This window comes from Leptospira sanjuanensis (genome assembly GCF_022267325.1).
In the GTDB taxonomy this organism is placed as follows: Bacteria; Spirochaetota; Leptospiria; order Leptospirales; family Leptospiraceae; genus Leptospira; species Leptospira sanjuanensis.
The window spans coordinates 1,069,043-1,088,193 of sequence record NZ_JAIZBG010000001.1; the positions used below are offsets into that span (position 1 = coordinate 1,069,043).

Below are 19,151 nucleotides of genomic sequence, written 5' to 3' on the forward strand. Positions count from 1 at the left end.
TTGATCTCACCAATATCAGAATCCGAAGCTCTGACAAGCTAAAAAGAAAATCGAAACGTTTTTACCATAGACAAAGTTTCTTCCTGCAACGATTCTTGCACCGTGAAATTCTTTCCAATCGTATTGATCGTATTTGCTTCTTTGATTTCTTCTTGTTCCGTTTCGAAGGAAACCGTTTTCGGTCCGGGGTTATGGCCGACAAAATCGGGAAGTCGTTCCGTCGTCGCGGGAACTCCGATTCCGATCGTGTTCGTTCCCGGCTATAAGGGTTCGGAACTCTTTCAAAAAAACGAAGACGGTTCTTGGGATCGTTTGTGGCTCAGTCCTTGGCAGGCTCTGAATCTTACCGTTCCCGATCTGACTCTTAAAAAGAACGATCGAGTCGAAGCGGGGGGAATTTTGACTTCGGTGACTTTGATTCCTTCGCTGATCGAAGCGAAAGTTTACGAACCTTGGTTGAATTTTATTTCTTCAATCGGATCCGTAAAGTTGTATGTGTTTCCGTACGATTGGCGTAAGGACAACGGGGAGAATTCTCTCAAGCTCGAAGCGTTTTTGGAAATCGTTCAAAGGGAGAATGGCGTATTACCGGTGTTAGTCGGCCATAGCAACGGAGGAAATCTTTCCCTTTCCGTGATTCAACGAAGACCGGATCTCGTTTCAAAGGCGGTTTTTGCGGGAGTTCCGTTTCGCGGAGGGATCGGATTTATGGAAGACTTAATCTCCGGAGTTTCCACCGGATTGAATCCCGAGATCACGAGCGCTTGCGTCGTTTCGAGTTTCATTTCGGTTTATACGTTTTTTCCGAGAGAAGGAAGTTTCGATCTGAAGGACACCGTAAAGGATTCGGATCACAAAACGATTCCATTCCGTTTTTTTAATGCTTCCGATTGGGAAAAATACGAATTGGGTCCGTATTCGCACGAAGCGCATTGCGAACCTCCCCCGACGTTTCGGGAGTTTCAATCCAGATTGGATTTGGCTCTTGCGTTTCGGAATTCTCTCGAAATCCGAAAAGGAAACAAACTTCCTCCCGCGCTTGTGATTCACGCGAAGAATCGACCTACGATGCGCACCCTTTTACCCGAAAAGAATCCGGATCATTGGATGTGGGATTTTAAGAATTCGATTCGCGCGCCGGGAGACGGAAGAGTTACGTTCGAGAGTTCGATTCCTCCTGATGAAGTCGCTTATCAAAGTTTTATCACGGAAGCGGAACATTCGGATCTTCTAAACGACCCTAAGGTTTGGGAAAGAATCGCCGCGTTCTTAAAGGAATGAATTTTATTTTCCCTTCGAAAATAAATTCTCCTCGAGGAACCTGACGGCGTTTCTATATCTCCGATGCGCGGGATAAGCGTACAAAGCCGTCCTTTGGAAACTCTTTCGGTTTGCCGCGCTTATACGTTCTCCGAATTCTTTCCGAAAGAAAAAACGCAGGAGTTGTACGAATCCGAGAAAATAAGAACTTATTTTGGAGTGGGAGCGGAGCAGGGATTTCAAGCGAAATTTTTCTGCATACTTTCGTCGGACTCGTTTCGTTTTTCGGGATTAACCGGGAGTTCTATAAAAAAACGAGTATATTCGTTTTCTATACTTTCGTAATAGAGTTCTCCTCCGTGGTCCTTGATGATTCCGATGCTGACGGAAAGACCTAATCCCGTTCCTTGATCGACTTTTTTGGTCGTAAAAAACGGACTGAAGATCTTCATCGCTTCTTCGGGAGGAATTCCGACGCCATGGTCCTCGATGCTCAATTGAATCCAGGGTTTTCCTTCCTTGTCGAACGGGTTCGCACGGATGAGAATCAGTTTGTTCGAATCGAATTTAGGATACTTCAGATTGAGCGCGTCTCTCGCATTGTTTAAAAGATTTAATACGACTTGCTGGATCTGTTGAGGGACGCATTGTATTTCTGATATGGAAGAATTCATATCGAGTTCGATACGAATCATATCTTTCTTAAACAACTGTTCGCAAAGGGTAACGGTCTTTTGAATGATTTCCTGAAAATTCACTTGGGAAAAAACGTTCTTTTCCTGTCTTGCCAATCGCAGAAGATCCTTCGTGATTTTTGCGATCCGCTCGCCTTCGGCCAAAATATTGCTTGCGTATTTGAGAATCGAATCGTCCTTGCTTTGCGCGAGAATCAGTTGTGCGTAGTTGACCATGATCGTCAGAGGATTGTCGATCTCGTGCGCGACACCGGTTGCGAGAAGGCTGATGACTTCGAGTTTCTGAGCTTGAATCAGCTGCGATTTAAGGGTTTCGTTTTCCTTTTCGGCCTTTTCGAGAAGTTGTCTTTCCTCGGATTCTTTGAGAGCACGTTCAACGGCGAGCATCAGTTTGGCGATTTTGTTTTTGGAAATATAATCCGTAGCTCCCTGTTTGAGTGCTTCGATCGCCGCGTCTTCACCCAACCAGCCTGAAACGAAAAGAAACGGAACGTTCGGATGATATTTTTTAACCGCATATAAGGCTTCCATTCCATCGAAGGAAGGTAAGGAAAAATCGGATAGAATCAGATCCGGTTCGCTGGTCTTTAATTCCTGAATCAATTCTTCTTTGGTTTGAATTTGTTTATAGGAAAAATCAAGACCGCTCGCGCTGATTTGCCGGATCATCAAGGCCAGATCGTTCGGGTTATCCTCGATGCAGATGATATAGACTTTCTTTTGAATCATTAGGATACGCTTTTGTTCATTAGAATCCAGTAAAATCCGATTTCGCTTGCGACGTCGCTGAACTTGCCGAACTCCAAAGGTTTGACCACGTAGCTGTTCACTCCGAGTTTGTAACTTTCCACGATGTCTTTTTCTTCCGCAGAAGAAGTAAGGATGACCACGGGAATCATCCTGGTATGTTCTTCGCTTCTTACTTTACGCAAAACCTCTATGCCGTCCACCTTCGGCATCTTTAAATCCAAAAGAATGAGGGAAGGGAGTTGATATTTATCCCGATTTTCGTAACGTCCCGTCGCGTAAAGATATTCCAACGCCTCTTCTCCGTCGCGGACCAGTTTTACCTGATTGGTTAGATTATGTTTTTTTAAACTTCTTAGAGTAAGTTCGGAATCCTGCGGATTGTCCTCCGCGTAAAGAATCGAAATCAGATTGTCCTGGAGGTTATTCACGGTTTTTATGAACTCCTAACGTAAAATAAAAACAGGCTCCTTCGTTCAATTTGCCTTCTCCCCAAACCCTTCCTTCGTGTTTTTCGACGGCCCTTTTGACGATCGCCAAACCGACGCCGGTTCCTTCAAACTGATCCGAATGATGCAATCTTTGAAACATATTGAAGAGTTTGTGTCCGTATTTCATATCGAATCCCGCTCCGTTGTCCTTGACGAAGAAAACCGTTTCGCCCTCGTTTTGATACGAACCGATTTCGATCTTCGGTTGTTCCTTTTCTTTGGAATACTTAAAGGAATTGGAAACAAGGTTGAAAAGAAGCTGTTTTAGAAGACCCGAATCCGCCTTTGCCTGGGGAAGATCGCCCACCACCGTATTCATCCTGATACCGGGATAGTAATTCGACACTTCTTCGAGAACCTTTTGTGCCATCATCTTCATATTCACCGTGGAAAAAGTGATCTCCTTTCTTCCCAGTCTGGAATATTCCAAAAGATCGTCGATGAGATGACCCATGTTTTCCGAGTTCTGGATGATGATGTCGAGAATTCTTTTCCCTTCATCGTCGAGTTTATTTCCGTGATCTTCCACTAGAATTTTAGAAAAACCTGATATTCCCCGAATCGGCGCCCGAAGGTCGTGGGAAACGGAATATGAAAACGCCTCGAGGTCCTTGTTCGAACGTTCGAGCTGAGCGGAATATTTCTTCAGATCTTCGTTGGATCGTTCCGCAACCCCTTCCGCGGTTTTGCGGCGTTTGCTTTCCTTATAGATCAGCAGATTTTGAAGGACGATGAAGGAAAGATTCAACGCGATTCCCAAGAATACCAACGTGGTCGCGATCGCGAGATTCCGCTCGGAGTCTTTTTGACGGATCGCTAACAGACGGAATTCTTCCGCTTTCATTTCGAACAAAAGGCCCCTGATCTTTTCGGTGAGAGGAATTCCTTGCGGGGAACGGAAAGGAATGTTATAACTCGCCAGGCTTCGCATTTCCCTTTGGATTACTTGTTCCTCCAAATAAGCGAGTTTTTGATCGACTAACGAACGTACAACGGCGATCTGTTTTTGTTGTACGGGATTGTCCGCGGTAAAGTTTCGAACTTGTTCGAGGTTTTCATAGATCGCGGCTTTATTTTTATAGAAGTTTTCAAAGAGAGATCGGTCCTTAAAAAGGATATAACCGCGGATCGCGGAATGAAGTTCGCTGAAAGAAGAGAGAGTTTCCTCCAGATGGATGATGACTTCTTGCGTATGTGTTTCCCACTTTTTCAGATTTTCGGATTGTCTGAGTCCGTAAAAAGTGGCACCCGCGATGACCGTGTTTAAAAATACGACGACGATCAATCCAAGGACGACGTTCTTTTCAATCGTATTCTTCAAAGCGAACCTCAATCGGAGGAATTATTGTATATACCGGCGGATTTGTCGCAAGAGATTTATTTCTTGTTCATACGTTCCGGAAAGGTATTTTACATTTTTCTGAAGTAATCGACGAAAAAAAATCGGGAAAAGAGCTCTTTTTTATGTCCCCGCCCGTTTGTCGAGCGGTCGTTAACGTTTTTCGAAACAAAGAGCCATCATGTCTCCTTGGTCGAAAAATTTCACACCCGGGTCCGCGATCCACTTGAACGCCTTATAAAATACGGACGCGTCTTTTTTTGCCGTCAGCCCGCTTCCGTATGTGACGTGTTTTTTCTTTTGATAACCGATCGATTCGCAGAGCCGAACGATTCCCGGAAGAGAATAATAGTAGAGATGTTCCGGAACGTTTAGATACCTCCAGGAAGGCCCTTGAAGTTCGGCGAGAAGTCCCCATCGACACGTGGAAAGTATGATTCTTCCGCCGGGTTTCAAATGTGTATGAATCTTTTCTAATGTTTCTTTCGGTTTGTGGAGATGTTCGATCGAGGCCCAAAGGGTGATCAAGTCGAACCGTTCCGCATTGGACGGTTTCCATTCCAAAAAATCAATCCGCTCCACTTTGAGTTTCAACTTCTCGCGTGCGAACTTTACCGGAGCTTCGGCGATGTCCATTCCGTGCGAATCCCATCCTCGCTGCTGCATGTAATCCACGAAATAACCGGCCGCGCAGCCGACATCGAGACAACGTTTCGACTCGGATAAGGATTCTTCCCAAGACTCGAAGTCCAAGTCCTTCAGGTTGAGTCCGAATACGCGCGAGATTTCGCTTCGGATTCCGTCCGAAAAATAGTTGTCGTATCCGCGATCGCTTCGTTTTAAAAAATATTCCTCCGAATAGTAGGACGCGACTTCTTCGGGAGAGGGTTGAGGGCTTACTTGAACGAGAGCGCAACGTTTGCATTGAACGATGTGAAAGAGTTCGTTCTTATGATTGGATTTGGAGAATAACGGTTTGAACTCGAAAGAGCCGCAGGTATTGCAGGGGATGCGTTCCATTCTATATATCGTATCGGGAAGAAGCGTGATTCCTTTGATAGAAATTCTGCTTTACGAGGATCTTCGTCTTGAAACTGATGAAAGGACATGAAACAGTCCGTATTTCTTTCCGTCGTATCCGTTTTATTTCTTTTTTCATCCGTTCTTTCCGCCGATCCGCAGGCGAACACGACGATCAAAATCAAAGCAGTGGGGGACATGGTTCCCGGTACGAATTTCCCCGAACCCTTGAACATCCAAGATCCGAGATCGTTCTTATTCGGAAAAGTGGAGAATTATCTGAAAGGCGCGGACATTCTTTTCGGAAATTTCGAAAGCACTCTGACCAATTATCCGAACACGTCCAAGGACACTTCGAGAAGAATGATCTTCGCCTTCAGAACACCTCCTTCTTACGCGAAGGTTTTGAAAGACGTGGGTTTTGATATTTTAAGCATTGCTAATAATCATTCCTTGGATTTTCATCAGCAGGGTTTCGACGACACTCAGAAAAATCTTTCCGACGCGGGAATCCGTTATACGGGTAAGAAGGGAATGATCACGTATATGACCGTCAAGAACGTTTCGATTGCTTGGATAGGATTCTCCCATTTGAAGTCGCATAACAACGTAAACGAAATCGAAGAGGGAGTGGAGCTCGTCAAAGAAGCGAAGAAAAAGGCGCAGCTCGTGTTCATCTCCTTTCACGGCGGCGCTGAAGGAGGTCCGGCTCTTCACGTTAAAAATCAGATGGAACGTTTTTACGGAGAATACAGAGGGAACTTAGTCGAGTTCAGTCATTCTCTCATCGACGCGGGCGCGGATCTCGTGATCGGCCACGGTCCTCACTTAGTGCGCGCGATGGAATTGTATAAGGGGAGGCTGATCGCGTATTCTCTCGGAAACTTTATGGGGTACCGCGCGTTGTCATCCAGAGGAATCGTGGGTTATTCTCTCGTGTTGGAAGCGGAAGTGGACGCACAAGGTAAGTTCGTAAAAGGAAAGATCATTCCGTTGCAGTTGGACTCCGCCTCGATTCCGGAATACGATCCCGAAAAGAAAACCATCGATCTGATGAAAAAGCTGACCAAGGAAGATTTCCCCGGCAAAGGACCGAAGATTTCCGAAGACGGAACGATTCTTCCGGGGGCTTGAATCTTTTTCGAATGCCGAATCCGGCGCTTTTCGATCCGCAAAACCTTTTCCAAAAGTCGCGTTTTTTCTTTCGAAGTTTATCCGAAACCGCAAACTTTCGCGTTCTCGGATTCTTCGTTTAGAATTCTCTTGCTCGCGGAGTGTGGCCCGGAAATCTTGGAACGGAAGCTTGTTCATCCTCGAAGAGGAAGGGAATCCGGTTCAAATCCGGAGCTGAACCCGCAGCTGTAATCGCCTTTAGAGATTTCGCAACAAAACCACTGCGTATAACGCGGGAAGGATGCGAAGTCGGCGAAAGCCAGAAGACCTAACAAGCCGACAACAAACTGATGGGACTTTCGGGAGTTAAGGTCGGGTTTGAAAAATAGGCTTTCGTTTGCACGAAACCCCGCTCGGATTTTCCGGTTTTTCTTTCCCTTCATTCCCGGGCGAAAAATGGGACAGGAAAATCACATTCGAATTTTAGAATATTCTATAATCCTGTTTCTGTTTTTCGGCGTTTCGGACGTTTATTCTCAACAGAATCCAAATTCTCCCGTCTCCCCAAAAACGGATTCCGTTCAAAAAGCCGAAACCGTTCAAGTGCTCGGAAAGGTTTCCGATTCCGGTTCCCAAAATTTCAGGTCCAATCCGAGCGGATTTCAATCCGCGATAAAACTCGACGAAACCTCGGCGCGTTATACCTCTTTGCCGGAGGTTTTGGAACGCGAGGCCGGTTTGCGGGTGCGTTCTTTCGGGGGTTTGGGTTCGTATTCCACTCTTTCGATCCGAGGAACCAATCCGAACCAATCCCGGATTTATTTGGACGGAATTCCGATCAACAATTCCCAAGGTGGAGAAGTCAATCTCGCCGATTTGCCGTTTGACAGTTTGGAAAGTGTGGAAGTCTATCGTTCGGGAAACCCGATCGGATTTTCGGGATCAGCGATCGGAGGTTCGGTCAATCTAGTTACGAGAAAGGATACGGGCAAACCGCGGACGCGAATCAACATCGGGGGAGGTTCGTTTAACACGGGAAAGGCGAGCGTATCTCACACGGGAACATACAACGGCGTCGGAGCGAGTTTTTTGGCGCTCGGCGAAAAATCGGACCAAAACTTCTCCTTTAAAAACGATCATGGGACGGTCGTATTAAACACGTTAGACGATACCGTTGACAGAAGAAAGAACGCTTCGTTCGAACGGGCCGCACTTTTCGGAACCCTCAAATACCGGATCGGTAAAACGGAACTGAAATTATTAAACGACTTCAATCATAGAATCCACGGTCTGCCCGGACCGGGCTCCAATCAGACAAATCAGGTCCACCGTAAATACGATCGTTATATGGGTTCGTTCGCGACGGATACGAAAGGATTGCTGATCGATTCGTTTCGATTGGAAACGAGAAGCTTTTATACCGCGGCCAAGGATGATTTGTTCGATCCCGCTTCCGAGTTTTCCAAAGGAGTTCCGAACTCGAGAGCGGAGATCCGTCAAATGGGTGTTCAAGTGATGCCGACCTTGTATCTCGCGGAATATTATCAGATCATACGCGGTTTCGCTTCTTTGGAAAAGGAAACCTTCGATCGGGAACGTCTGACTCCTTCCAACATCGTCGGCCGCGTCGAACCGCTCAAGGAAAGAGCTTATTCTTCCTTTCGATTGGAGGACGAGATTCGTCTTTTCGAAGCGAAGGTTTTGCTGATTCCTTCCGTGACCTGGGATCAATACAAAGACCGTTTCCCCTCGGAAGAACCTTGGTATCGAAGGGAGAATCCTCTCGCAAGCGATCAAAAAAAGACGGGATTCACGAATCCTAAGTTCGGTTTCGTTTGGAAGATGTTCGAACGGGAAAATTGGGATGTTCAGTTTCAGGCGAACGTTTCCAAACAATATAGAATTCCTTCCTTTTTGGAGATGTTCGGTGAACAAGGAGCCGTGATTGCGAATCCGAATCTAAAACCGGAACAGAGCGGAAACGGAGACGCGGGTTTCGTATTCAAAACCGATCATTCCTTTTTGAAAACGAAATCCGGTGTTTCGTATTTTTCCAAAGACATCCGGGATATGATCCTGTTTCTTCCCAATTCTCAGTTTACCCTTCGTCCGGAAAACGTGGACTCCGCGAAAATTCGAGGCGTTGAATTCTCCCATCGAGAGGATTGGAAATACGGTTTTAAGTTTTTGTTCAATTACACCTATCAGGAAGCGGTCAACACTTCTTCGTCTCCGTATCTGCACGGAAAGATTCTTCCTTTGAGACCGAGACATGAATTTTCCAGCACGTTCTCCTGGAAGGGTAGGAAATTGGAAACGGGGATCGAATTGTTGTATATCGGAGCCGTGTTTCGGGATAGAACGAACGAATACGTGAACTACATTCCCGCGAGACAAATCTGGAATTATTTTTTCACCTGGGTTTTGTATTCGGAGCCCGGAGAACCCGTAAAGGATTCTCACGGAAATGAAAAAGAATCGGCTCCGTCAAAGGAATTCCTTTTCACCTTCGAGGTGAAGAATTTTACCGATAAAAGAATCTCGGATCTGATCGGTTATCCTCTTCCGGGAAGAAGCTGGTATGCGACTCTGAGTATGAGGTTTTGAGATGAATTCAAAACTTAAGATTTTAATTGTATTCTTTTTTTTGAATGTATTTTGCAGGGACATCGAAAGGCCTTCTTTCTTGAGTCTTCTTTTGACGCAGAATTCTCCCGGTAATATCGGAGTCGTTACGACTGATTTCGGAGGAGGCGGGCGTTTTAAGGTCGTAAATCCTTCTTTGTTGTATTCGTATCCCGGGTTGACTCCGATCCATTCGGATGCCGTGGCTCGTTTCGGAATCGGAAGGGTTTTCGTTTTAAACCGACTCAACCGGGACAGCATTCAGGTTCTGGAACCTAACTACGGTTTTGCGACGATCGCGGAGCTTTCCCTCGGTTTGAAAGTGAATCCCGTCGACATGGAATTCGCAAGTGCTTCCAAAGCATACGTGAGCCTTTACGGTTCCAATCGTCTTTTGATCGTGGATCCGACGTATTTGACCGTCACGGGTTCGATCGATCTCGGAGCTTACGCGGAAACGTTTTCCACAGGAGGCGCTCCCGACGGGATTCCCGAGATGAACGGAATGAAAATCGTGGGCGATTCTCTCTTTGTCTGCATTCAAAGATTGGATCGTAACGATCCTTCCGGTTATTTTCCACCGAACACTACTTCTCTTTTGGTCGAGATAAGCATTACCACGGATTCGGTCTTGGGTGTTTATACGTTTCCAAGTTCCAATCCCGTAAATAAACCGCAGCTTGCGGATCTTTTCGGAGAACCTCATCTTGTGATCGCAACTCCGGGGAGAATGGGTTTCTTGAGTCAGATCGACGGCGGTGTGAGCGCGTTTCGTTTGTCGACGCGGAGTTTCGTTTCGCGTTTGCTTTATTCCGAAGCCGTCGCGGGCGGCGACATTCTTACCGTTCAAGTGAAATCGGATACGATCGGATACGCTTCCGTGTTGGATTCGGGTTTTACGAAAACGCTTCAGGTATTCAATCCGACTACCGGCGAAAAACTTGCCACGCTTCTCACGATTCCGTCGAGCTACGATGCGAGTCTTTCGAGCATTCTTCTCGCATCCGATAAGATTTTATACGTGGGGAATACTCAGTTTCAGAAACCGGGTGTGACGATGTTCGACACGGAACGAGGAAACACACTCTTGACCCCGAATCCGATCTCGGTCGATCTGCAGCCGTACGATATTATCGAATTGAAATAATTCTCTTGAATTTTTTCTGAAAACGGGATTTAATCCTCTCTCAAAAAAGCGACGGTGTGTTATGCAGGAAATCTTTCAGGCAATCGCGAGCGGACTCAAGGCGAAAGTTATCGGTCTTTTAAAAAGAGATCCGAGTCTGTTCCAAAGTGTAACGGAAGAAGGAATCACCCCTGTTTTATTTTCACTCTATTATGGAAAATTAGATATTTCTAAAGAGATCTATGAGATTCATCCGGAGCGGAATCTGTTCGAGGCCGCGGCGCTCGGCGATTTGGAGGAGGTCAAAAAGATCGTTTCGAATTCCGCGGATTCGATCAATTCGTTTTCCAAGGACGGTTGGTCCGCGCTTCATCTCGCAGCTTATTTCGGTCATCTGGAAGTTGCAAAATTTCTAATCTCTTCCGGAGCGGACTTGGGTCTTACCTCTAGAAGTAAATTGTCTTTCGGAAACACGGCGCTTCATTCCGCGGTAGCAACCGGAAAAAAAGCGATCGTGGAACTTCTTCTGGAAAAAGGAGCGGACGCAAACGCGCTTCAAAATCCGGGAGGCATCACTCCGTTGCACATAGCGGCGAGCCGTCCGGGCAGCCTCGAGATCATTCAACTTCTTTTAAAAAAAGGTGCGGACAAATCCAAACGAAGTTCGGAAGATCAAACTCCGCAAGCGATCGCTTTGGAAAGAGGAAATTCCGCGGAAGCGAAGGTGTTGGAAGTCTGATAAATCTGCGATCCGATCGTCTTTTAAAAAATCAAAGAATGAAAAATAAAAACACCACCGTTTTCCAAAATATCATTTTCATCGCTGTAGAATTGCTCGCGTTTCTATTTTTATCCGATTGCAAGGTCGACATAAAACAACTTCCTCAGCCTCGCGATTTCAGCGCCATCAACTTAGCCAAATCGAAGGAAACATCTTATATCGGAAAATTCGATGTTATATCCGCCGAAAATTATAACCTAAGCGGAGCTTGGAAATACACGTTTAAAACTATCTTAAAACAGAATTGTGTTTTTTGATTTAAACGGAGGAACCGATCCTATAAACTTGATACGATTGGTCGATATTTTCAAAGTAAATTAGGGAAAGGAAGAGTTGCCAATGGAAACTTTAAAGTTTACGATTATCATTCACGCAGATGTAAAAACCGTATGGAACAAAATGCTCGAGGATAAAACCTATCGAATTTGGACCGAAGCGTTTCATGCGGGCTCTTACTATGAAGGAAGTTGGGACAAGGGAAGTATCATTCGTTTTTTGGGACCGGATGAAAACGGCGGCTTGGTAGGTATGTACAGCCGGATCAAAGAAAACATCGCACATCAGTTTATTTCGATCGAACATTTAGGAATGATCAGCAACGGAGTCGTCGATACGGAAAGCGAAGAAGTGAAAAAGTGGACGCCCGCTTTCGAAAATTATACGTTCAAAGAACAAGGTCCCGGTAAAACGGAATTGATCGTTGAGATGCAGGTCGCCGAAGAATTCAAACCCATGTTCGAAGATATGTGGCCCAAGGCGTTAAAAGCTCTGAAGGATTTGTGCGAAGCTCGATAGCGGATCGATTTTCCCGTTTCGAAGCGAAAATTCCGGAAAAAAAGATCGGGCTGAATCGTTAGATCAAAAGTGAAATTAGATCAACTCCTGCGCTCTTTTCGAGAATCAAAATAGGATTATAAAATTAGAATATGATCGAAAGTTCGGAGCTTTACGACGCGTTTACGATTCGTGACGAAATCGGAATGCTTGCGGATGCGGTAGTCAGCGACGAAAAATATCTGAAAGCGGTGCGCAGCGCCATGGAAGGACCTTGTCAAACTTCCGATCAAGGTTTAAGATTGTTCGTGGTTTCTCTCATCGCCGTAAATCAAACGAACGTGGATACGGAAGAGCTAATCTGGCCGATCGATCCATCGACCGACACATTCGGCACCGAAGAAATTCCTTTGTGCGTATTAACGGATAAGGACCTTTGGTTGAAATACGAAGCTCATTGGAAAGAAAATGATCCCGTCGCTTGGACTGCATTCTTTTGGAGAATCGCGGTCCCCTTGACGGACAAGCTGGCGATCCTTCCTCCTTGGTAATTGCGGGGTTCGTTTTACATCACTTAGCGCGGATTCTATGAAATTTTTTTTGAATAAGATTTCCAATCACAAAAGCATTTATGAAATCTATGACGAAGAGTATCCCGATCTAACGATCTATGGAATCTTTCAGGATCAATATTTCGAAAAACCGTTTTCCGATTTTCAAATTTTAGGTTTGATGCCGCCGTTCGGTGGTTGGTTATCGGGCGTCGAGGATGAACTTTTTTTTTGCGAAAGAATTCTTCCGTTTTCGGGAGAAACTCGCGTCGCCCCGATTCTGATTCGTCCGGATGTTAAAGACTTTTCTTGTATGACGATCGTCGTTTTGGTGGAACAGACGGACTATTCGTTTCGTTGGAAACGATTCGGCTTGGATCGTTCGAATTTATACCCGTATCGAGAAAGACTCGATGAAGCCGTGGATTGGTTCGAGTCGGATGTCGGGTTGGAATTTTCTGTGAAAGAATATCGGGATGTTTTGGGAAGCTGAGAGCGGGTCGGTTTTTATAAAAAATGGGGAGTAACTTTCGAATCTTTGTTTTCTTTCTCAAGATTTGTCTTTCAAGCATTTTCATTGTTCACTGTTCTCCGAAGAATGATTCGAAAGATGCTCCTGAAAAACAGCTCGTTCAAATCATTCTTCAGCAAAAAATTGCATTGGTCGGAGATAGTATTTCCGCTTTTTGGCCCGAAGAACTTTTAAAACCTTTGGCCGTTACTAAGGTTGCCTTTCCCAATCGAAGTTCCCAGCAGATTTTACTAGCGGTCCGCGAGATGAACGGTTATTTCGATTTTTGCACATACAACGGAGGAGTGAACGATTTTCTGAGCGATTTTTCCGTGATTGAAACCGCTCGACTGGATCAAACGATCGACCGTCAAAAGGAGACGTTTCAAGAGCTTTGGAAACATTGCGGTCGCATACTTATCTTAGGAGTTTACTTTGTGGAACCTCCTTGGCCCATATTCGCCGCTCCTCAGTTGAATCAAAGAATGAAAGAGCGCATTTCTGAAGCGCCTATTTTGGATCTGAGCGGAGTTATTCGCACGAATATGCTGATGGACGGAGGGCATTTGAAATACGAAGGTTATCGGGCCTTATCCGAAAACATATTCAAACAATTGAATCCGATTCGTTAATAATAAAGAATCATTTTAATGAGAACCGCCCGCTCGAAATCCCCGTCCCTAAAGGAGGGTTGCGGATGAGCAACCGTTCCGCCCGGTTCAAAACCTCTTCCGATGTTTATAGGGAAGGAAAATCCCAGATTTGAAAGATGAAACCGAATGAATATCCCCGGAGCAATCACCGATGTCGAGAGTCTGTTTTCCTCCGTTTGATACCGGAATATCCGTTTGAATTCAATCAGAAACTGAAAACGATTTTGAAAGTAGGATAACGCGCCTTCAAATGTCCATGTATGTCTCAAGGATCGATCCTCGAAAATCTCGGATCGATTTCGCGAAAGATCGCTTTTCCAATGTATCATTGCGGACAAAACCAGAGATTGATAGCGAAAAATCGTGCAGAGATTCGGTTCTATCTGATAGTGTTTTTGAGTTCCGATTTCGTATTCTTCTTTTCCGGTAGGAAAATAAATTCTTCCGCCTCCTAAAAATGAGAATCGGTCGATCTGTTTCAAAAATTTGAATCCTAACTGTACATCGTTAAAATGTTCTTTTGCAGGGGTGTCCCTTATTCTGGATTCGGTATAAGGAATCGCGGCATAGGCAGAAAACGCGGAGTGAAATTTATATTCCGCATAAGCGTCTATTTCATAGAGTTCTTTTTTACTACGCATCGTTTCTTCTGTAAAATACGCGCCCTTAAGTCCGATGCGATGGAGCGGGATCGGGGAAAGGATAAACATTGTTTCGAATTCGGCATAGAGAAGCGAAGGAATCAAAACTAAGATCAGAGCTGTGACGGTTCTCATAAAAAACAAGGATACTTCATGAAAAAAAGTATGAAATGTCATCCTGAGTGAAATTTTGGTAAATTTCAACATGGAAATTTTTTTCGATTAATAGGTTTACTTTGAATGGTTTTTAATTCTGCGATTTTCGTAATTTTCTTTCTGTGTCTTCATTTGATATATTGGTATTCCAACGATTCGGCAAGGAGAAGATCACTTTTAATCGGATCCATGATCTTTTACGGATATTGGAGTCCGATCTTTTTACTTCACTTTGTGGGGATCGTTTCTCTCAATTATTGGGTTTACTACAAATACAAAGGCCGGTATTCGAAATCTCTCATTACTTCCATTCTTATTTTAAATTTTTTGAATTTAATCGTTTTCAAGTATTTTTATTTTTTTTCCAATATAACCTTCGATCTCTTTTCTTTCGACATGGCAGCTTTACTAAAAAACGGCCTTGGAATCAAGACGATCGTGCTTCCTCTTGCGATCAGTTTTTATACGTTTCAAATCCTCGCATTCCAAATCGATGAATATAAAGGAAAGGTTACGGAAGAAGTTTCTTTTGAGAACTTTCTTTTATTTATTCTTTTCTTTCCTCAATTGGTCGCCGGGCCGATCATGCGTCACGATCATTTTTTGCTTCAGATAAACAAGAAACGCAGGTTTTCGGAATTGGCGAATAATTCCGGTATGATTTTGATTCTGTTAGGAGTGGCAAAGAAGGTAATCATAGCGGATAACATTTCGCCGGTGATCGATCCGCTTTTTCAAAATCCCTCCGAATTCAACGCAATGAGTAGCATCTTGGCGATTTACGGATTCGCGATTCAAATCTATTGCGACTTTGCTGGCTATACAGATATCGCACGCGGGTTATCTCTTCTTCTTGGGATCAATATTCCTGCAAATTTCAGAGCTCCTTACTTAGCTTCTTCTTTCAGCGATTTTTGGCGGCGTTGGCATATCACTTTATCCACTTGGTTACGGGATTACTTATACATTCCTCTCGGAGGAAATCGCGTAGGAAACGTAAAAACGTATGTCAATCTGATGCTTACCATGGTTTTGGGAGGACTTTGGCACGGAGCGAATTATACGTTCTTAATTTGGGGAGGCCTTCACGGTCTCTATCTGATCATCGAAAGGAGATTCTTTTCGGAAAGAATCCAAAAACTTTCTTTGATTCCGAAAATTCTTTATTCGGTATTTGTTTTTCATTTGGTTTGTTTCGCATGGATCTTTTTCCGTTCCGATAGCGTGGCAAAAGCGATCGCCATCATTCGGAATTTATTTTCGACGGGTGGAGCGGAATTGCCGGGCATCCACTCTCTTACTAATTTTTTCGTATTAGCGATTTTATTGCACGTGTATGAGTATCTTCCACATTTCCGAAAAGCATTGAAATTTAAAAAAAGGAAAGTTCTGATACCCGCTTTAGGTATGTTGGTGGCGGTAGTCGCGGTAACTTTGTCTTCGAAATCGGTTCCATTTATTTATTTCCAATTTTAACGGACATCTATGAGAAAGTATAAGATTCAGTTTTTATTCCTTTTATTTTTCGCTTTCGATAAGATCGTCATGATCCCCGCGGTGAGACATTCGATTACGAGCGCTCTTCCCGGAAATCCTTATGTGGAAACGCTCGAGGATCTCGAGCCTAAACATCTGGATTCCAAAAGCGGACGGAAGACGCTTTGGAATTTCGGAACTTCGCGATCCTTCGGTTTTTATTCAATGCCCGTTGAAAAAAACACGGCGGTGGATCCTTTTTTAAATTCCGAACAGAAAAAACTACTCGGCGAGTACGACGTTTTCGCTTTTGCGACAGTCGGTTCCAATCCTTCCATATATTTTACGAGATTTTCTCAACTGTTGGATCGAGGATATACGCCTGATTTGGTAACGATCGAATTGTCTTCGTTTTCCTTTAACACGAATAGCCGGTACACGCAAAGCGCCATCGTAGAAGGAATTCCGCTTTTATTCACTTTCGCACATTTCGAGGAACTTCCCGGAAAGATCATCTACGACATTTGGGTTTCAAGACTCTTTGCTAGTTATCGTTACAAACTCTCCTTGTCCACTATGAAGAAGAAATTGTTTGGAAAGGATCAGGAGAATCCTCTGTTAAAACAATTCGGAGGATTAACGACGGAAGCCTTTATGAACACGATTGAGGAAGCCAGAAAGGAAAAAATAGATCGGGTTTACACGGAGAAGGATTTTAACGATTTTCCCGAAAATTTTCAGTTCGCGAATGAAGCCGAACGTTATGTTCGTTATGATCTTGCTTCCAAGGTTCTTGATAAAGAGTTTTACTCGAATTACTCGTTCAATGAGGATATGATATTATTCTTACGAAACATGATCATTAAGGCGAAATCAAAAAACATTCCCGTCGTTCTTTGGATTCCACGGGCTCATCCCGAGTTGCATAAGGTATATCAAAAATACGATTTAGATCGAGTTTTTAGCGATCGAATCAATGTGATCGCTTCGGAATACAATGTTCCTCTTGTGAACTTGGACAAAAAGAATTCTACGGAATGTAAATACTTCCAGGACATTAGTCACGCTTCTCTACGATGTTTCGATGAGATTATCGCTAAGGTCGCCGCGGCAAATTCATCGAATCAGTAGCGCAATGTACCTACCGGGACTCGAACCCGGACCCCAGGCTCCGGAGGCCTGTACTCTATCCGTTGAGCTATAGGTACGCTTACAAGTGAGTCTTTTGGAGAGGGCCGGGCTGTCAAATGCAAATCGGCCGGAGGAACGATCGAAAGGAAAGTCCTTGAAAAACGAATCGGAGCTGAAATCCTATTCCTAAAAGATAGAGGTAGAGATGAAGGTCGAAATTCTGAATCAATGGGAAGGATTTTCCCTGCGAAAGGTAGTTGCCGTTTTTATATTCGTTCTCGTATGCGGGTTGGTTTCTCCGGCGTTTGCGGTAAGCGAGGAGGAAGAAGAGCGTCTTCTCGAAAAAGCCCTTTTAGAGAGCGCGGTAACTCCCGGTCAAAAGCAAGCGATCGCGAATTATCTGAGAGCGACTGCGACCGCAAAACGAGCCAGAGCGAGCGAACTCAGAGAGTTGGCAAAACTTTCCCGCGGCGAAAAATTTCTCCAGGCGCGCGTACGTAAGGAAAAACTTTTCAAAATGGCCGATTCGTTGGATCGCCAAGCGGAACGCCACGAGGCCGCCCTCAAAGAATTTCAGATCGAAAGCCACTAGATTCAAAAAATCGAATTTAGTTTTCGATTCGTTTTAAGAGAATCGAAAGACATTCCTGGGCGATCTCGTCCAGTCCCCGTTCTCCGTCGATGCGGATCGCTTCCTTAGGAAGAATTCTCTCGTAAGCCGCGTGAATTTTTTTCAATTGGGCGAGGGTTTCAAAACGTTCCTTGTCCTCTTTTCTACGGCTCAATCTTTCCAGCGCGGTCGCGGGATTCAAATCCAGATAAAAAAGAAGGTCCGGCGTTCGAAAGTTTCGGTTTAAATTTTTGTTAAGAATGGCTTCGGGAGATAAGTCGTCTCCGCTTTGATAGGCGGCGGTGGAATACATGTAACGATCCAGCAGAACGTTCTTTCCGGATTGTAAAGAAGGAAGGATGTTTTGTTTCAACGATTCTTCCCTGTCGTTTAGGAACGCTTCGATCTGTTCTTCTCTTCCGAGTTCGATTTCGCCGCGCAGGAATTTTCGAAGAAACTTTCCCGTTTCCAAGTTTGTCGGTTCGGTGAAACCTACGGAAGGAATTCCTCTTTCAACGAGTTTTTCGGTCAATGATTTGCAAAGTGTGGATTTTCCGCTTCCGTCGATTCCTTCAAAAACAACGAACACAGGTTTTTCGATCTTCATTCTAAGGTTTCCCGTTCAATTCTTGACAAAGAAGAATTTCTAAGAAATCGTTCTTCTACTACATGGATTCTTTTCGAAAGGGAGAATCCAACGAAAAAAAATCCTCTATGAAACATATATTTTCAATTCTGAAACTTCTTTCCCTCGTCGTCGTTCTCGGCGTGCTATTGGACTTTTGTTCCTCTGCCGCGGCGACGCAGGTTCAAACGCAGACACAATCTTCGAACGGTCTTGAAGATCCCGAACGGGAATTGGAACGCGAGTTCGACGATCTTCCTGCCGACGGTAAAACCTCCAAACATACCAAAAACGGAATTCGTGTGCATCATATCTTCGAAGAAGTATATCCGACTTCTTCGCCGAGTGTCGTTTCGATCTTTACCGAAAAGACGGTCAAGTCCTCCGCGATTCACCACAAGGGCGGCCATCTTTCCGAAAAGATTTTAGTGATGCTCGGCAGCGGAATCGTCTACAACAAACAAGGTTATATTCTTACCAACGCACACGTCATCAAGTCGCACGATCATCTCGTGGTTCGTGCGAAAACGGGCAAGTCTTACGAAGCGATCGTCATCGGTCAGGATAAACGAATCGATTTAGCGATTTTGCAAGTGACTCCGGACGAAGACATCGTTCCCGTCGAGAAGTTGGATTACTACACGCATCAAAGAGGCGAAGCCGCGATCCAAAAATACATCAACGCGAAGATTCAGATCCGCAAAAACCGGGAAGCCGCGAAAAATAAGAATCGTACTTCCGCTTAGTAGTTTCTCTCGTGCGATGGCTCGCCCAAAAATTGGAAACTCTTTCCGGGGATTTTCGGTCTAAGCGGTAAAGACGGGAG

20 protein-coding genes, 1 tRNA gene and 1 riboswitch are annotated in these 19,151 nt (G+C 44.6%); of the genes, 14 read left to right on the top strand and 7 right to left on the bottom strand.

Annotation, left to right across the window (positions count from 1 at the left end; genetic code table 11):
• Positions 1-102 precede the first annotated feature (102 nt).
• Entirely contained in the window at positions 103-1,281 is a 1,179-nt protein-coding gene (locus LFX25_RS04890) for a lipase/acyltransferase domain-containing protein (RefSeq protein ID WP_238729241.1), read from the top strand.
• 218 nt (positions 1,282-1,499) lie between these two features.
• On the opposite strand, the gene LFX25_RS04895 is transcribed toward LFX25_RS04890, so the two are convergent.
• The 4 genes from LFX25_RS04895 to LFX25_RS04910 all read right to left on the bottom strand — a co-directional run bounded on the left by LFX25_RS04895 (position 1,500) and on the right by LFX25_RS04910 (position 5,552).
• Positions 1,500-2,684 carry a hybrid sensor histidine kinase/response regulator gene (locus LFX25_RS04895; protein WP_238729242.1) on the bottom strand — a complete coding sequence of 395 codons (1,185 nt, stop codon included), beginning with the start codon at positions 2,682-2,684 and terminating at the stop codon, positions 1,500-1,502.
• The gene (locus LFX25_RS04900; protein WP_238729243.1) at positions 2,684-3,133 is read right to left on the bottom strand and encodes a response regulator; all 450 of its coding nucleotides are present in this window, start codon (positions 3,131-3,133) and stop codon (positions 2,684-2,686) included. The genes LFX25_RS04895 and LFX25_RS04900 overlap by 1 nt, the downstream gene beginning before the upstream one ends.
• Positions 3,126-4,514, bottom strand: coding sequence for a sensor histidine kinase (locus LFX25_RS04905; protein ID WP_238729244.1), 1,389 nt, complete (start codon positions 4,512-4,514; stop codon positions 3,126-3,128). The genes LFX25_RS04900 and LFX25_RS04905 overlap by 8 nt, the downstream gene beginning before the upstream one ends.
• 171 nt (positions 4,515-4,685) lie before the next feature.
• Complete coding sequence (locus LFX25_RS04910; protein ID WP_238729245.1) at positions 4,686-5,552, bottom strand: class I SAM-dependent methyltransferase; 867 nt, start codon at positions 5,550-5,552, stop codon at positions 4,686-4,688.
• 87 nt (positions 5,553-5,639) lie between these two features.
• Between LFX25_RS04910 and LFX25_RS04915 the strand changes: the two genes are divergently transcribed.
• From LFX25_RS04915 to LFX25_RS04955, 9 genes are all read left to right on the top strand, one after another.
• Positions 5,640-6,686: a CapA family protein gene (locus tag LFX25_RS04915; RefSeq protein ID WP_135582417.1), complete on the top strand. Its 1,047-nt coding sequence runs from the start codon at positions 5,640-5,642 to the stop codon at positions 6,684-6,686.
• Between the two features lie 153 nt (positions 6,687-6,839).
• Positions 6,840-7,015, top strand: a riboswitch (cobalamin riboswitch).
• A gap of 106 nt (positions 7,016-7,121) precedes the next feature.
• Complete coding sequence (locus LFX25_RS04920) at positions 7,122-9,272, top strand: TonB-dependent receptor plug domain-containing protein (RefSeq protein ID WP_238729246.1); 2,151 nt, start codon at positions 7,122-7,124, stop codon at positions 9,270-9,272.
• Between the two features lies 1 nt (position 9,273).
• Complete coding sequence (locus LFX25_RS04925; RefSeq protein WP_238729247.1) at positions 9,274-10,437, top strand: YncE family protein; 1,164 nt, start codon at positions 9,274-9,276, stop codon at positions 10,435-10,437.
• Positions 10,438-10,498: 61 nt separating this feature from the next.
• Positions 10,499-11,155 (top strand): ankyrin repeat domain-containing protein, encoded by a 657-nt coding sequence (locus LFX25_RS04930; RefSeq protein WP_238729248.1) that lies wholly within the window; start codon positions 10,499-10,501, stop codon positions 11,153-11,155.
• Between the two features lie 38 nt (positions 11,156-11,193).
• A complete protein-coding gene (locus tag LFX25_RS04935; RefSeq protein WP_238729249.1) occupies positions 11,194-11,454 on the top strand; it encodes a hypothetical protein in 261 nt (86 codons plus the stop codon).
• An 82-nt stretch (positions 11,455-11,536) separates the two neighbouring features.
• Positions 11,537-11,992, top strand: a complete 456-nt coding sequence (locus tag LFX25_RS04940) for a hypothetical protein (RefSeq protein ID WP_238729250.1) — start codon at positions 11,537-11,539, stop codon at positions 11,990-11,992.
• A 131-nt stretch (positions 11,993-12,123) separates the two neighbouring features.
• Positions 12,124-12,522, top strand: a complete 399-nt coding sequence (locus tag LFX25_RS04945; RefSeq protein WP_238729251.1) for a hypothetical protein — start codon at positions 12,124-12,126, stop codon at positions 12,520-12,522.
• A gap of 37 nt (positions 12,523-12,559) precedes the next feature.
• A complete protein-coding gene (locus LFX25_RS04950; protein ID WP_238729252.1) occupies positions 12,560-13,015 on the top strand; it encodes a hypothetical protein in 456 nt (151 codons plus the stop codon).
• Positions 13,016-13,038: 23 nt separating this feature from the next.
• Positions 13,039-13,665 carry an SGNH/GDSL hydrolase family protein gene (locus LFX25_RS04955; RefSeq protein WP_238729253.1) on the top strand — a complete coding sequence of 209 codons (627 nt, stop codon included), beginning with the start codon at positions 13,039-13,041 and terminating at the stop codon, positions 13,663-13,665.
• Here the strand turns inward: LFX25_RS04955 and LFX25_RS04960 are convergent.
• Positions 13,662-14,462, bottom strand: coding sequence for a hypothetical protein (locus tag LFX25_RS04960; RefSeq protein WP_238729254.1), 801 nt, complete (start codon positions 14,460-14,462; stop codon positions 13,662-13,664). The genes LFX25_RS04955 and LFX25_RS04960 overlap by 4 nt on opposite strands.
• Before the next feature lie 210 nt (positions 14,463-14,672).
• On the opposite strand from LFX25_RS04960, the gene LFX25_RS04965 reads away from it, so the two are divergent.
• Both LFX25_RS04965 and LFX25_RS04970 read left to right on the top strand, forming a co-directional pair.
• Positions 14,673-15,959, top strand: a complete 1,287-nt coding sequence (locus LFX25_RS04965) for an MBOAT family O-acyltransferase (protein ID WP_238729255.1) — start codon at positions 14,673-14,675, stop codon at positions 15,957-15,959.
• 9 nt (positions 15,960-15,968) lie between these two features.
• Positions 15,969-17,090 carry a DUF1574 family protein gene (locus LFX25_RS04970; protein WP_238729256.1) on the top strand — a complete coding sequence of 374 codons (1,122 nt, stop codon included), beginning with the start codon at positions 15,969-15,971 and terminating at the stop codon, positions 17,088-17,090.
• A gap of 5 nt (positions 17,091-17,095) precedes the next feature.
• Here the strand turns inward: LFX25_RS04970 and LFX25_RS04975 are convergent.
• Positions 17,096-17,167 (bottom strand) — tRNA-Arg (locus LFX25_RS04975).
• Between the two features lie 128 nt (positions 17,168-17,295).
• On the opposite strand from LFX25_RS04975, the gene LFX25_RS04980 reads away from it, so the two are divergent.
• Complete coding sequence (locus LFX25_RS04980; RefSeq protein ID WP_238729257.1) at positions 17,296-17,682, top strand: LIC10421/LIC12816 family protein; 387 nt, start codon at positions 17,296-17,298, stop codon at positions 17,680-17,682.
• A gap of 16 nt (positions 17,683-17,698) precedes the next feature.
• Here the strand turns inward: LFX25_RS04980 and tmk are convergent, their stop codons facing one another.
• Complete coding sequence (gene tmk, locus LFX25_RS04985; RefSeq protein WP_238729258.1) at positions 17,699-18,307, bottom strand: dTMP kinase; 609 nt, start codon at positions 18,305-18,307, stop codon at positions 17,699-17,701.
• 107 nt (positions 18,308-18,414) lie between these two features.
• On the opposite strand from tmk, the gene LFX25_RS04990 reads away from it, so the two are divergent.
• Positions 18,415-19,071, top strand: coding sequence for a trypsin-like peptidase domain-containing protein (locus LFX25_RS04990; RefSeq protein WP_406600477.1), 657 nt, complete (start codon positions 18,415-18,417; stop codon positions 19,069-19,071).
• Positions 19,072-19,151: the final 80 nt, after the last annotated feature.

Excerpts from the sequence above, each read along its gene's own strand:
- LFX25_RS04960 (WP_238729254.1), bottom strand. The coding sequence starts at position 14,462 with ATGAGAACCGTCACAGCTCTGATCTTAGTTTTGATTCCTTCGCTTCTC.
- LFX25_RS04895 (WP_238729242.1), bottom strand. The coding sequence starts at position 2,684 with ATGATTCAAAAGAAAGTCTATATCATCTGCATCGAGGATAACCCGAAC.
- LFX25_RS04935 (WP_238729249.1), top strand. The coding sequence starts at position 11,194 with ATGAAAAATAAAAACACCACCGTTTTCCAAAATATCATTTTCATCGCT.
- LFX25_RS04910 (WP_238729245.1), bottom strand. The coding sequence starts at position 5,552 with ATGGAACGCATCCCCTGCAATACCTGCGGCTCTTTCGAGTTCAAACCG.
- LFX25_RS04965 (WP_238729255.1), top strand. The coding sequence starts at position 14,673 with ATGATCTTTTACGGATATTGGAGTCCGATCTTTTTACTTCACTTTGTG.
- LFX25_RS04980 (WP_238729257.1), top strand. The coding sequence starts at position 17,296 with ATGAAGGTCGAAATTCTGAATCAATGGGAAGGATTTTCCCTGCGAAAG.
- LFX25_RS04990 (WP_406600477.1), top strand. The coding sequence starts at position 18,415 with ATGAAACATATATTTTCAATTCTGAAACTTCTTTCCCTCGTCGTCGTT.
- LFX25_RS04955 (WP_238729253.1), top strand. The coding sequence starts at position 13,039 with ATGGGGAGTAACTTTCGAATCTTTGTTTTCTTTCTCAAGATTTGTCTT.
- tmk (WP_238729258.1), bottom strand. The coding sequence starts at position 18,307 with ATGAAGATCGAAAAACCTGTGTTCGTTGTTTTTGAAGGAATCGACGGA.
- LFX25_RS04940 (WP_238729250.1), top strand. The coding sequence starts at position 11,537 with ATGGAAACTTTAAAGTTTACGATTATCATTCACGCAGATGTAAAAACC.
- LFX25_RS04920 (WP_238729246.1), top strand. The coding sequence starts at position 7,122 with ATGGGACAGGAAAATCACATTCGAATTTTAGAATATTCTATAATCCTG.
- LFX25_RS04925 (WP_238729247.1), top strand. The coding sequence starts at position 9,274 with ATGAATTCAAAACTTAAGATTTTAATTGTATTCTTTTTTTTGAATGTA.
- LFX25_RS04945 (WP_238729251.1), top strand. The coding sequence starts at position 12,124 with ATGATCGAAAGTTCGGAGCTTTACGACGCGTTTACGATTCGTGACGAA.
- LFX25_RS04915 (WP_135582417.1), top strand. The coding sequence starts at position 5,640 with ATGAAACAGTCCGTATTTCTTTCCGTCGTATCCGTTTTATTTCTTTTT.
- LFX25_RS04950 (WP_238729252.1), top strand. The coding sequence starts at position 12,560 with ATGAAATTTTTTTTGAATAAGATTTCCAATCACAAAAGCATTTATGAA.
- LFX25_RS04930 (WP_238729248.1), top strand. The coding sequence starts at position 10,499 with ATGCAGGAAATCTTTCAGGCAATCGCGAGCGGACTCAAGGCGAAAGTT.
- LFX25_RS04970 (WP_238729256.1), top strand. The coding sequence starts at position 15,969 with ATGAGAAAGTATAAGATTCAGTTTTTATTCCTTTTATTTTTCGCTTTC.